General features: G+C 66.5%; 10 protein-coding genes. 3 read left to right on the forward strand and 7 right to left on the reverse strand.

Going from position 1 to position 12391, the window contains the following annotated elements; translation table 11 throughout:
* On the forward strand, positions 1–879 hold the full coding sequence (locus tag OU994_RS19790; protein ID WP_281607318.1) for a histidine kinase dimerization/phospho-acceptor domain-containing protein: 879 nt from the start codon (positions 1–3) through the stop codon (positions 877–879).
* Here OU994_RS19790 and OU994_RS19795 read toward each other — a convergent pair.
* The 4 genes from OU994_RS19795 to OU994_RS19810 form a co-directional block, all read right to left on the reverse strand.
* The gene (locus OU994_RS19795; protein WP_281607319.1) at positions 816–3131 is read right to left on the reverse strand and encodes a xanthine dehydrogenase family protein molybdopterin-binding subunit; all 2316 of its coding nucleotides are present in this window, start codon (positions 3129–3131) and stop codon (positions 816–818) included. The genes OU994_RS19790 and OU994_RS19795 overlap by 64 nt on opposite strands.
* Positions 3132–3140: 9 nt before the next feature.
* On the reverse strand, positions 3141–4127 hold the full coding sequence (locus OU994_RS19800; RefSeq protein WP_281607320.1) for a xanthine dehydrogenase family protein subunit M: 987 nt from the start codon (positions 4125–4127) through the stop codon (positions 3141–3143).
* Positions 4124–4699, reverse strand: coding sequence for a 2Fe-2S iron-sulfur cluster-binding protein (locus tag OU994_RS19805; RefSeq protein ID WP_281607321.1), 576 nt, complete (start codon positions 4697–4699; stop codon positions 4124–4126). The genes OU994_RS19800 and OU994_RS19805 overlap by 4 nt, the downstream gene beginning before the upstream one ends.
* Before the next feature lie 177 nt (positions 4700–4876).
* Positions 4877–5437 (reverse strand): YdeI family protein, encoded by a 561-nt coding sequence (locus OU994_RS19810; RefSeq protein WP_281607322.1) that lies wholly within the window; start codon positions 5435–5437, stop codon positions 4877–4879.
* 269 nt (positions 5438–5706) lie between these two features.
* Between OU994_RS19810 and nhaA the strand changes: the two genes are divergently transcribed.
* Together nhaA and OU994_RS19820 are read left to right on the forward strand one after the other, a co-directional pair.
* Positions 5707–6921 (forward strand): Na+/H+ antiporter NhaA, encoded by a 1215-nt coding sequence (gene nhaA, locus OU994_RS19815; RefSeq protein ID WP_281607323.1) that lies wholly within the window; start codon positions 5707–5709, stop codon positions 6919–6921.
* 155 nt (positions 6922–7076) lie between these two features.
* Entirely contained in the window at positions 7077–7298 is a 222-nt protein-coding gene (locus tag OU994_RS19820; protein WP_281607324.1) for a hypothetical protein, read from the forward strand.
* A gap of 373 nt (positions 7299–7671) precedes the next feature.
* Here OU994_RS19820 and OU994_RS19825 read toward each other — a convergent pair whose 3' ends face one another.
* The 3 genes from OU994_RS19825 to OU994_RS19835 all read right to left on the reverse strand — a co-directional run bounded on the left by OU994_RS19825 (position 7672) and on the right by OU994_RS19835 (position 12242).
* Positions 7672–8055 (reverse strand): VOC family protein, encoded by a 384-nt coding sequence (locus tag OU994_RS19825; protein WP_281607325.1) that lies wholly within the window; start codon positions 8053–8055, stop codon positions 7672–7674.
* Between the two features lie 260 nt (positions 8056–8315).
* Positions 8316–9425 (reverse strand): PEP-CTERM sorting domain-containing protein, encoded by a 1110-nt coding sequence (locus tag OU994_RS19830; protein WP_281607326.1) that lies wholly within the window; start codon positions 9423–9425, stop codon positions 8316–8318.
* Between the two features lie 105 nt (positions 9426–9530).
* Positions 9531–12242 (reverse strand): TonB-dependent receptor, encoded by a 2712-nt coding sequence (locus OU994_RS19835; RefSeq protein ID WP_281607327.1) that lies wholly within the window; start codon positions 12240–12242, stop codon positions 9531–9533.
* Positions 12243–12391 lie beyond the last annotated feature (149 nt).

The following is a 12391-nucleotide window of genomic DNA, read 5'->3' on the forward strand; positions in this document are numbered from 1 at the left end:
ATGGCCGCCACGCGAGGTCCCCTGCCAGACAAGCCCGCTTCCCGCGATACCTTGCCGCAACCCGCCCGGCCGCTTGACCAGGCATCGCTTCCCCTGGGCGAGGAACTGTTCGACCATGCGCCGTGCGCCCTGCTGCTGACCGATCCGGACGGCACGATCCTGCGCGCGAACGGCACCAGCGTGGCCTGGCTCGGCTACCCGCAACACGAGCTGACCGGCGGCATGCGGCTGCAGGACTTGCTCAGCATCGGTGGCGGTGTGCTGTACCAGTCGCACTGCCAGCCGCTGCTGCGCCTGCAGAACGCCGTGGCCGACGTGCAGATCGACCTGGTGCGGCGCGATGGCGCACGCGTGCCGGCGCTGCTCAACGCTACGCGCCGCCGCTTCGCTATCGGAGTGCTGGATGAACTGGCTTTCTTCGCCGCCGGCGACCGCCGCGCCTATGAACGCGAGCTGCAGCGCAGCCGGGCCGAATTGCTCGCCGCGCAGGCGGCATCCAGCGAAGCGACGACCAGGCTGCGCGCCGCCATCGGCGAACTGGCCGCCGCCGAGCACCGCCGGCAGGAGTTCCTGGTGGCGTTCTGCCATGACCTGCGCAATCCGCTGGCGCCCATGCGCAGCGGGCTGGACCTGCTGAAAATCATGCTGCCGCCCGATCACGGATCGGCCCGGCTGGTGGCAATGCTGGACCGCCAGCTGCGCGAACTGGTGCAGCTGGTCGACAGCGTGGCCGATGCCGGCAGACGCACCCCCTGGGCGGCGGGGATGGCGCGGCACCGGACACACCGCCGCCGCCCTGAACGGCAGCCGGTGCGTCAGCCCAGCAGTTTGTCGAGCGTGGCCGGCAAGTCGCGCACGCGCGTGCCGCAGGCGTTGTAGAGCGCGTTGACCACGGCGGCGGCGGTACCCGTGATGCCGATCTCGCCGATGCCGCGCGCGCCGGCCGGGGCATGCGGGTCGGGTAGATCGGTCCAGATCACGTCGATCGGCGGCACGTCCAGATGCGACGGCACGTGGTAATCCCACAGGCTGGGATTCATCACACGGCCGTTGCGCGGGTCGGACTGGGTTTCCTCCATCAGCGCCATCCCCAGGCCCATGATCATGCCGCCCCGGAACTGGCTGGCCGCCGTCTTCGCGTTCAGGATGCGGCCGCAATCGAAGGACCCCAGCAGCCGTGTCACGCGCGGCTCGCCGGTGACCACGTTGACGCGCGCTTCGCAGAAGATCGCGCCGGTCGAGTGCATCGACCAGTGCCGCGCTTCCAGCGGCGGCGCGGCCTGCCCCTCCACCTGCAATTCGTCGCGGCCGGCGCGGGCCAGCAGTTCCGCATAGCTGGCGCGGCGCAAGCCATCGCCCGCCTTGCACAGGCCACCTTCCAGCCCGCGCACCTCATCGAAGTGCAGTCCGTCGAGCGCGGTGCCGTGGCCGCCCAGGCGCAGCAGGTCGGTAAACAGCGCGCGCAAGGCGGCAATGACGGATGCGCCGATCGCCGCTGTCTGCTGCGAGCCGCCGGCCAGGATCGTGCCCGGCATGGCCGAGTCGCCATACGATACCGTCACGTTTTCCAGGGGCACGCCGAGCCGGGCCGCGACCAGTTGCGCCTGCACGGTCGCGGTCCCCATGCCCATCTCGTGGGCGGCAACTTCCACCCGCACGCGGGCTTCGCGCGTCAAGGTGATGCGCGCCGCGCCGCCACCCATGCGGTAGTAAGGATAGGTGGCGGTGGCGCAGCCCATGCCGATCCACCATTCGCCCTCGCGCCGCATGCGCGGCCTGGCTTGCCGCTGCGCCCAGCCGAAACGCTCGGCACCCATCCGGTACGCTTCCACCAGATGGCGCGACGAGAATGGCGCGCCGGTGGTGGGATCGTGGTCCGGCTCGTTGCGGCGCCGCAGTTCGATGGGATCGATGCCCATCCGTTCGGCCAGTTCATCGACAGCGCACTCCAGCGCGAACGAGCCGACCGCTTCGCCCGGGGCGCGCATGAAGGTGTTGGCGAGCATGTTCAACCGCACCGCCTCCACCGACAGCTTGAAGCTGCCGGCGCTATACAGCGACTTGGCCGGCATGATGAAAGGTTCGGCCAGGCCGTTATGGGGCGACATCGCCACCATGCCGGTGTGGACCAGGGCCGTGAAGCGGCCGTCGTCCGCCGCGCCGATGGCCACGCGCTGCTCGGTCAGCGTGCGCCCGCCGGCCACACGGTACACGCCTTCGCGCGACAGCATCAGGCGCACGGGCCGGCCGGCCAGTTTCGACGCGGCCGCGGCCAGCACCTGGTGCTGCCACAGCAGCTTGCCGCCGAAGCCGCCGCCGACGAAGGGCGACGTCACGCGCACCTGCTTTTCCTCGATGCCGAAGGCCTGCGCCAGCGACCACGCCGTGTGCGCCACCGCCTGCGACGCATCGTGCAGGCGCAATTCCTCGCCATCCCAGGCTACCGTGACCGCGTGGAGCTCGATGGCGTTGTGGTTCAGCCGGGGCGTTGTATACGCGGCGTCCACGCGGTACGGCGATGCCGCCAGCGCGGCTTCCGCGTCGCCGACCCGCACGTCCAGCGGCTCGCCCATGAACGCGGCGGCCTCCATGCCCCGCGCCTTCGCGGCCGCCACCGACGTGGTTGCAGGCTCTTCGTGATACGTGACCCGGACCAGCGACTTCGCGTACTCCGCCTGCTCCTGGGTCTCGGCCAGCACCAGCGCCACCGGCTGGCCGTTCCAGTGGATGGCGTCGTCCTGGAACACGGGCAGGTCGTCGCCGTGCGCGGCCTTCGGCTGGGTGAAGATCATCGGCACAGGTTTGATGCGCGGCGCGTTCCGGTACGTCATCACCAGCGCCACGCCGGGCGCCGCCTCGGCCGCCGCGGTATCGAGCGTGGCGATACGGCCCCGCGCGATGGTGCTGTACACCAGTGCCGCATAAGCCATGCCGTCGAGCGCGAACTCGGCCGCGAACGGCGCCGCGCCGCGCACCTTCACGGCACCGTCGACGCGCGATACGGGCGCGCCGATCAGCGCATGGCCCTCGGCGATCAGCGGGTCGGGAATGCCGCCGGGGATGAACGCATCGGGCGCCAGCTCGACCGCCTTCTGCATCGCGGCCTGGACTGCTTTCTGAAGTATGCTCATCGCGGCTCCTCACGATCGGGTATCGACGAGACCACCCAGCACGGCCACGATGGCGCGGCGTGCCAGGTCGATCTTGAAGGCGTTGTCGCGCAGCGGCCGCGCGTCGGCCAGTTCCGCGGCGGCCGCGGCGGCGAACAGCTCCTCGGTGGCGGGCCGGCCCTTGAGCATCCCTTCGGCCGTCCACGCGCGCCAGGGCTTGTGGGCCACGCCGCCCAGCGCCAGCCGCACGTCGCGCACCACACCGTCGTGCACGTCGAGCGCGGCGGCCACCGACACCAGCGCGAAAGCGTAGCTGGCCCGGTCGCGCACCTTGCGGTAGCCGGACCGGGCGGAGAAGCCCAGCGGCGGCAGTTCGATGGCGGTGACCAGTTCGCCGGGCCGAAGCACGGTCTCGCGTTCAGGATGGTCTTCCGGCAGCAGGTGGAAGTCCGTCAGCGGCACCGCGCGCGCGCCGCCCGTCCCTTGCAGGTGGACGATGGCATCCAGTGCGGCAAGCGCCACGCACATGTCCGAAGGATGGGTGGCCACGCAATGCGCCGAGGCGCCCAGGATCGCATGCATGCGGTTGAAGCCCTCCAGTGCATCGCAGCCCTGCCCCGGCTCGCGCTTGTTGCAGCGCGAACCATCGCTGTCATAGAAGTAGCCGCAGCGGGTGCGCTGCAGCAGGTTGCCGCCGACCGTGGCCATGTTGCGGATCTGCGGCGAGGCGCCGGCGGTGATCGCGCGCGTCAGCAGCGGGAAGCGGGTGCGCACGGCGCGGTGTTCCGCCAGCGCCGTGTTGGTGGCCGCCGCGCCGATCAGCAGGCTGCCGTCGGGCCGCTCGTCGATCGCGCCGGACAGCCCGGTGACATCGACCAGCATGGCCGGATGTTCGACCGTCTCGCGCATCAGGTCCACCAGGTTGGTGCCGCCGCCGAGGTATCGGGTGCCCGGCATATTCCCGCGGGCCACCGCATCGGCGGCATCGGCCGCGCGGGCAAAGGCAAAGGGTGTCATCGCGGCTCCTTCGCGTGGTGTTCCGCGACGGCGTCGACGATGCCGTTGTAGGCACCGCAGCGGCACAGGTTGCCGCTCATCCGTTCGCGGACTTCATCGTGGCTGAACTCGACCACGTCCGCCGCCAGGTCGGGGGTCACGTAGCTGGGCACGCCCCGTTTCAGCTCGGCCGCCATCCCCAGCGCGGAGCACAGCTGGCCAGGCGTGCAGTAGCCGCACTGGAAACCATCGTGCTCGATGAAGGCCTGCTGCAGCGGATGCAGCATATCGCCGGCGGCAAGGCCTTCCACCGACGTGACCGAGCGCCCCTGGTATTGCACGGCCAGCGCCAGGCAGGACAGGATGCGGCGCTCGCCGTCCGCCAGCACGGTGCAGGCCCCGCAGGCGCCCTGGTCGCAGCCTTTCTTGGTGCCGGTCAGGTGCAGGTGTTCGCGCAGCAGGTCGAGCAGCGATACGCGCGGGTCGGTGGGCAGCGGCGCCTCGGCGCCGTTGATGGTGAGAGTGGCTGGGACGAGGCGGCTTACCGGTGCATGGGTAACGGCCGGATCGGCAACTGCGCTGGGGGCTGGCATCGGCGATTCCTTTCGGCTGGCGGTGGGAAAGACCGGCGGGCGAAACCGCCGGTCGTCGACGGACAACTACCGAGTGTAATGCCGCGAAAACGTTTGCGGCGCCACGCTGGGCCGGGGTAACGCGGCCTGGAAGGGCGCTGGATTGAACAACAATGCGGCCGGCGCGGCAAGCTGCTGTCAGGTCAGGCGCCTGCCCTCGGCGCAAGCCTGCATCAGTTGCTCGAGCCGCTTGCTGCGCGTATCTTCCCGCTTGGCCTTGGTAATCCAGTGCAGCAAGGTCTTGCGGTAGCCGGGCGGTGCGGCCTGGAAGTAGTCCCACGCCGCCTTGTCGCGCTGGAAGCGTTCGCGCTCGGCATCCGCCAGCTCGGGCATGTCACTCCGCTCGTGCGCGTAAATGCCGGACTTCGCCTCGGTGCGCAGCGCGAAGGCCGCTTCACCGGCCGGTGTCATCTTTCCCTCGGCGCGCAGCTTGTCCATCTTGGCGATGTTCACCACGCTCCAGATCGACGACGCCTTGCGGGGCGTGAAGCGGATGGAATATGTCGCGTTGTCGATGCCCGTACGGCGTCCATCGATCCAGCCGAAGCACAGCGCTTCATCGACCGATGCGGACCAGCTCATGCATGGCTGGCCCGAGCCGACCTTGTGGAAACCGACCAGCAGTTCGGTCGCGCTGGCGGCGTGCTGTTCAAGCCAGGAACGGAAGTCCCGCGCATCGGCGAAGAAAATTGGTGTCATGGCGCCATTATGCGGCGAACGCAAGCTAAAGCGATGCCGTCGATCCGCGCGGTTAAATCGACATGTAACGATTCCTGTCATTGATGTGCATCAGGACAAGGCTGGGTTATACTGCTTGCCGGGTGTTCGTACCGCAGGGGTACGGCAGGACATGCGTTGGTCGGGCCGCCGCGCGGCTTTCTTGCGACCACCATGACCATCCATTCTTTGCCGCACTGCCACGCCGTTCCCCCTCATGCCGTTCCCTCTCATGCAGCCCCGGAGGCCGCATGATCCGCGTCGAACGCAGCCTGTCCCGCACCTTCAAGGAATTCATTCAGTCGAGCAAGGCCGGCGGCATCGTGCTGATCGTCTGCACGCTGGTTTCCCTGTCGATCGCCAACTCCACCTTCGGACCAGCCTACCTGCACTTCTGGCACCAGGTCGTGGCCGGGCTGAGCGTCGAACACTGGGTCAACGACGCGCTGATGGCCGTGTTCTTCCTGCTCATCGGCCTGGAACTGAAGCGCGAGCTGTACAACGGTGAATTGTCCGACCTGCGCAATGCCATGCTGCCGATGCTGGCGGCGGCCGGCGGCATCGCGGTGCCGGCCCTGATCCACTTCGGCTTCAACGGCGGTACGGCCACCCAGGCCGGGGTCGGCATTCCGATGGCGACCGACATCGCGTTCGCGCTGGGCGTGCTGGCCCTGCTCGGCAGCCGGGTGCCGGCCTCGCTGAAAGTCTTCCTGACGGCGCTGGCCGTGATGGACGATTTGGGCGCGATCATCGTCATCGCGCTGTTCTACAGCACCGACCTGTCCTTCCTGTATCTGCTGGGCGCCGCGGCCGTCTTTGCCGCGCTGGCGGCGATGAACCGGCTGCTGCGCGTGGCCGCCCTGCTGCCCTACCTGCTGGGCGGCGCGCTGATGTGGTTCCTGATGCTCAAGTCCGGCGTGCACGCGACCATCGCGGGCGTCCTGCTGGCCTTTGCGATTCCGTATTCCGCGAAGGAAGACGATGAGGCATCGCCGTCGCACCGGCTCGAACACTGGCTGCACAAGCCGGTGACGTTCCTGATCCTGCCGGTCTTCGCGCTGGCCAACACGGGCATCGTGATCGGCGCGGACTGGGCCACGGAGCTGATGAGCGCCAACAGCCTGGGCATCATCGCCGGCCTGGTGCTCGGCAAGCCGGTCGGCATCGTGCTGTTCAGCTTCGCGGCAGTGGCGCTGAAGCTGTGCCGGCTGCCGCTGGACCTGGCCTGGCGGCACATCGCCGGCGCCGGCCTGCTGGGCGGGATCGGCTTCACGATGTCGATCTTCATCACCAACCTGGCGTTCGTGGGGCAGGCGGAGATCATCAATGCATCGAAGATGGCCATCCTGGCGGCATCGCTGGCCGCGGGGCTGCTCGGCTTCGCATGGCTGAAAGCGAACGGTGCTCCGCTGGCCGGCGACCGCGATCCGGATACGATGGATTACGAATCGGGCCCGGCTGCCTGAACGCTGGCGATGGTGCCGGTGGCGCCCGCCTCGTCACCAGCATGCTGACGAGGCTGGACGCCTGCCTCAGCCCGCCAGCCATGACATTTTGATCGAGCATTCGGGAGGGCCAGGTGATAAGCTGACGCTCCACGAGTATTCTCCAGGGAGCGTCCATGTCGAATCTTGAAAAGAAGTGGTGGTTTATTGGTACCGTGAGCTTTCTCACGGCGCTTGTTACGCTCCCGTTGCTCGAGAGTGCCGGGATATTCCCGATAACTGGCGTTGCTCAATTCGTGGTCGGCATCATCTGTTTCCACGCGATCTTCCGGCTACTCTCGACTGCCGTGCGGTTCGCGTTCTTGTTCGCGTTTCCATCCAGTAAATTACTGGACTGATCCGGTTTTCCGGGAATTTTTCACTGTCTGCCCGGACTGATCTCCTGTCAATGCCGCGCTGCTTTCGGCAACGGAAGCTGCCGATAGTGACCATCGCCAATCCTGGATCTGGTACGCCTCGCTTACACCAACCGGCCTCTACAAACCGGTGCGATTCGGACAGCTAACCTGGCGCGACAGTCTGCGCTGTTCTGGCTCGGCAACCCGCCATGCAGCGGCGAACGGCCGAGTTCGACCAAAACCGGATCTGGAATCTGGCAAAGTTTTCCGGCCGTCTGCTCGCGGGACACCGCCTTGACCGTCTGATCCGAGCGGTTCAGGTCAAGCGCAAGCCGAGCAACTCAAGTAGACGGGGTACTCGGGCGCGCAGGCACTAAGCCTGCCGCGTACTGATCCACCAGGATGTGCCACCCGCATCGAGCACGCCGCCGCGCTTGTCGGGGTCTTCCTTGCGCACCGGGGCCTGGAGCGGTTGGGCTCCTGCCGCGAGCGCCTTGGCATACGTGGCGTCCACGTCGGGCACGTAGACATGCACGTGGGCGGGCCGCGGCTCCCAACCGGCGTTCGGGTCCGACAGCATGACGACGGTGTCGCCGATGCGCACCTCCGCGTGGAGGATCGATCCGTTTTCGCCTGGATGGCGGTACAGCTCCTGGGCATCGAACACGGTTTTCATGAAGTCGATGACCGCCGCCGCGCCGTTGACGACCAGATAGGGCGAAAGGTCGCTGTGGCCCTGTGGCTTGTAGTCGGTCATGTTACGTCCTCTATTGGTTGACGGGACCGCACAGGATAGCCCAACGTTCGCGACGGGGGATGGACTGCTGGCATGAGCCGCTGCGCTGACCCCGGATAGGCGGCTATCGGATGCATTGACCGGTTGCCCGGACGTCAGTCCGCAAAGCCGGACATCCGATGATTCGCATCTTGCCGGGTGTGCAGTGAACGCACGACGACGCGTGACGCCTTTGATGAAGCCAACGCAGCGGAACCCGTCGTCCCGCGTTCACTGATGCATTATTGAACGCGACGCATGCGCCGGCGTGCAGCCAGCCCCACCAATCCCACGGCCATCATCGCGTAAGTAGCCGGTTCGGGGACCGGCGACAGCGTCACGACAAAGCCGCTACCGGTGTCATCCATGCCGTAAAAGGTCCGTCCGTCGGCCGACACGCCAAGCGGCAATGCGAGAATACGTCCCTCGAGGTCCACCCCTTGGCTGGTGATGTAGTCGGTCAGGCTGAGCATGCCCTGCCCTTCGATCCAGATGGTGCCTTGACCGAAGACAGCGGGACCGAAGCCCCGGTCGTAGCCGACAATGATCTGGCCATCGGCCGAGATGCCGGTTGCCCCCTGGAAGTCTGCCGTCGGGTCCAGATCACCCAGCCACTCCGTTTGCTGGGTGACGGTGTTGTAGCGCCAGGTCTGGCCATGAATGCCATCCCCGACGATCCAGTTGCCATCCGCCGATACCGCACCCGCCTCCTGCAGCGCGTTGCCCTGGCCATCGACCATGTTGTGCAAGGTGCCGTTATCCCAGTAGGCACCGGTCCATTGCCCGTCCGGCTGCTCGACCCAGCCGGCGATGATGCTGCCATCATGGGAAACGCCGTTGGCACGTGACGAGCCCCCGATCGAGCCAAGGTCGGTCATGCCGCCGGCGGGAGTCGACGCGATCGCATGCGCGGTGGCGCCGCCGACCCACCCCAGGCCAACCACGGTCTTGCCATCGCCGGAGATATTCCAGCCGGAGCTGGCCGAGTTATCCAGGGTGCCGCCGATGCCGCCCAGTGTCGTCCACTGGCCGGTGCCGACCGAGTAGTAGCCCGCGTAGTTCAGGCCGTCGCTTCCGAAGGCCGAGCCGGAGATGCGTGATCCATCGGCCGACACGCTGGCCACCCCGCCTTGCCATGCCCCGCCGATGGACGTCACGCCGGTGGCAGCGGTCCACATGTAGTACGAATCGTTGGCGACATAAGCGCCGATCACGCTGCCGTCAGCCGATGAACCCGAAACCGTGATGCCATACCCGAGATCCCAGAACTTCCCCGCCGCGTGAGCGCAAGGTGCGGTAACGCTACCAAAAACAGCGGCTGCCGCGAGAGCAAAACGAACTGAAGCCTTCATGTGGTGAACCTCCATATCGATGAGTCATGCTGGGATCGCCAGCTCGGGTAGAACAGTCGAACCCCGCAGCCGCAGATAGCGACGGCGGGGCCGACCTGATGCCGATTATTTGAACGAGTAATCCAGCGCGGCGTAGAACTGGCGTCCACGCGGATCGGTATAGCTGGGATCGTAGCCGACCGAGAAACTGAACAACTGGTTCGAGCGCGGTGGATTCTTGTCGAGCAGGTTCTTGATACCAGCCCGCAGCCTGAGCCCGGTCGTGATCCGATACGCGCCGGTCAGGTCCAGCAGGGAATAGTCCTTGACGCGATGGACCGACCCGTCGGCCAGCAGGTTCTGGTCGCGATAGCCGCTCAGGTAGGTTTGCTGCAAGGTGAGGTTGAGGGGGCCTCGTTCGTAGTCCAGGCTCACCGTGTGGCGCCAGCGCTGGACGATCTGGTCGTTGGTGTACACGCCCAGCGCGCTGATGTCCGGGCCGTCGTTCGCTTCGCGCGTCTTGTATTCGAAAACATACGTGCCATTGAACCCGATGCCGAACCTGCCCACGTCGGTGGCCGGCAGGCGCCAGTTGATGCCCAGGTCGGCGCCCGAGGTTTCCAGCGCGCCGATATTGCGCAGCCGCGAATCGATCGACAGGATCGGTCCCGGGATCCCCGGCAAGGCCGGATCGGGCTCGCCACGGATGATGTAGGCGGCATTGCGCACCGGGTCGGTGAAGTACGAGCCTTCCGGCGAGACGATCACATCGGTCTTCTTGATGCGCCAGTAGTCCAGCGTGGTCGTGAGGTCGCGATACGGTTCGAGCACCAGCCCCACCGAAAACTGCTTCGATTCCTCGGGGCGCAGCGACGCCGAGCCGCCCCGGAGCTTATCCGGCTGCAAGCCGCAGTAATCGGGATTGTCGGTGTTGTCGATCGCCCCGACCTGGATGCAGCCGAGCGGGTCGTTGTAGATGCCGTTGGCCTGGCCCAGCCGCACCGGGCCGTACAGGTCGGCAAGGGATGGCGCGCGGAAGCCGGTGCCATACGAGCCGCGCAGTACCACCTGCTTCGTCGGATTCCAGCGTACGCCGATCTTGGGGTTGGTGGTCGAACCGACGTCGTTGTAGCGGTCATGGCGCAGCGCCAGCTGCGCTTCCAGGCTTGCCAGTACCGGCAAGTTGAACTCGGCATACACGGCCTTGACGTTGCGCCCGCCCGAGAACGGCGTGGCTTCCCCCTCGCCGCGGATTTCCCCGGCCGCCAGCAAGGCCGAGGGCGTGAAGGCCATCTTCTCGCGGCGGTATTCAGCGCCGACCGCGACGGCAGCGTTGCCGCCAGCCATCGCGAACAGGTCGCGCGTGGCCTTGATATCGAACGAGTCGGTGGTGCCGCGCGAATGGCGTGCCAGGTCGTTGATCTTGGCCGCCGCCAGCAAGGCCTGGCCGTCGGGACCGGAGGGTCCGAAAGGATTGATGTTGCCGCTCGCGAAAGCCGCGTCGAACAGCGAGGTCTTCACGTAACCGTCGACATATTTGTCGTCGACCTCGTTGACGCTGTGGTTGAGCGCCATGTCGTAGTCCCATCCCAGCACGACGCCCTTGACGCCAGCCACCATGCGCGTGGCTGTCGCATCGATCTCGTTGGTGCGCGGTCCCCCTTCGGTCAGGCGCATGTTGACGACGAGCGGCGTCTTGTCGGTCGTGATCAGCGCATGGGGATAGTACTGCCCGGCCAGCGGATAGATCTCGCCCGAGACCGTCAATGCGCTGATGCGGTAGATGGTCGATGTCCTGTTGACGAGCAACTCGCCGTACAGGGCGGTGTCCTTGTCGAGCGCGAACTGGCCCCGGGTGAGCAGCGACGCGCGCTTCGATTCCGGGAAGAGTTCGGTGTCCTGCATGTAGTCGTACATGCAGGCCGCGGGACCGACGAAGCTGTCCGGCGCATACACGGTGGCCGGCGGATTGCAGGTCGGCGCGCTGGGATTCAACCGCGGACCGGTGGCGGTGGTGCCATTGGCGCGCGTGCGGCGGACGTTCGCGGGAAAGGTATTCGAACTGCCCGAGTCGAGATTGATATCGGGCTGGAAGGCCGAACCGATCCAGCTGCGCTGCGACGAGCGCAGGCTGCTGGTGTCCTGGAAATCGAGCACGGCCAGCACGTTGTAGCGATCGGTCGCCAGGTCGCCGATGCCGCCCGACAGGGTCGCCATTGCCTTGCGCGCACCGCCGTGTTCGGTGTCGGCGTAATAGGCGCTGGCGTCGACACCTTCGTAATTGCGGCGCGTGATGAAGTTGATCACGCCGCCGATCGCATCGGTGCCGTAGATCGCCGAGGCACCGTCCTTGAGCACTTCGACCCGGTCGATCGCCGCCGACGGGATCGCGTTCAGGTCGACGCCGGCGTTGCCGCCAGGGGAGGCAAAGTTCGCCAGGCGCCGGCCATTGAGCAATACCAGCGTCGACGACACGCCGATGCCGCGCAGGTTGGCGCCATTGAAACCGCGCTGCCCGGCAATGTCGCTGAAACTGGCGCCGTCGGTCAGCGCGGCCGTGTTGGCGGACACTTTCGACAGCAGTTCAGCCGCGGTGGTGACGCCGCTCTTGTCGATATCGGCACGGGTGATCAGTTGCACCGGCAATGCGGTTTCGGCGTTGAGGCGCTTGATCGAAGAACCTGTGATTTCGACCCTTTGCATCGGTTGGATTTCTTGCGCGGCGGCCGGCAAGCCCAGGGAAGCCAGCAAGCCGGCGGTGGCGGTGACGCCGAAAGCCTGCAAGATACCGGCGGCGATACGCGTTGGAACCGGGCGGTTTCCGTGCTGATATGACATTCAATCCCTCCAGGTGATTTCAATCGTAATGTTCTTGAATTTCCATTGCCTGCCACGAGTTGACTGCCGGCGCGGGTCTTCGCCTCCACGGCGGCTCGCCGATCTGGCGGCAATTAAAAGAAATATGTTTGCGACTAAACGGGATTTGG

It is taken from the genome of Pseudoduganella sp. SL102, from assembly GCF_027856995.1.
Lineage (GTDB): Bacteria > Pseudomonadota > Gammaproteobacteria > Burkholderiales > Burkholderiaceae_D > Rugamonas > Rugamonas albidiflava.

What these genes read in the sequence shown, in the direction of transcription:
- OU994_RS19790 (WP_281607318.1), top strand. Translation starts at nt 1, where the DNA reads ATGGCCGCCACGCGAGGTCCCCTGCCAGACAAGCCCGCTTCCCGCGAT.
- OU994_RS19795 (WP_281607319.1), bottom strand. Translation starts at nt 3,131, where the DNA reads ATGAGCATACTTCAGAAAGCAGTCCAGGCCGCGATGCAGAAGGCGGTC.
- OU994_RS19800 (WP_281607320.1), bottom strand. Translation starts at nt 4,127, where the DNA reads ATGACACCCTTTGCCTTTGCCCGCGCGGCCGATGCCGCCGATGCGGTG.
- OU994_RS19805 (WP_281607321.1), bottom strand. Translation starts at nt 4,699, where the DNA reads ATGCCAGCCCCCAGCGCAGTTGCCGATCCGGCCGTTACCCATGCACCG.
- OU994_RS19810 (WP_281607322.1), bottom strand. Translation starts at nt 5,437, where the DNA reads ATGACACCAATTTTCTTCGCCGATGCGCGGGACTTCCGTTCCTGGCTT.
- nhaA (WP_281607323.1), top strand. Translation starts at nt 5,707, where the DNA reads ATGATCCGCGTCGAACGCAGCCTGTCCCGCACCTTCAAGGAATTCATT.
- OU994_RS19820 (WP_281607324.1), top strand. Translation starts at nt 7,077, where the DNA reads ATGTCGAATCTTGAAAAGAAGTGGTGGTTTATTGGTACCGTGAGCTTT.
- OU994_RS19825 (WP_281607325.1), bottom strand. Translation starts at nt 8,055, where the DNA reads ATGACCGACTACAAGCCACAGGGCCACAGCGACCTTTCGCCCTATCTG.
- OU994_RS19830 (WP_281607326.1), bottom strand. Translation starts at nt 9,425, where the DNA reads ATGAAGGCTTCAGTTCGTTTTGCTCTCGCGGCAGCCGCTGTTTTTGGT.
- OU994_RS19835 (WP_281607327.1), bottom strand. Translation starts at nt 12,242, where the DNA reads ATGTCATATCAGCACGGAAACCGCCCGGTTCCAACGCGTATCGCCGCC.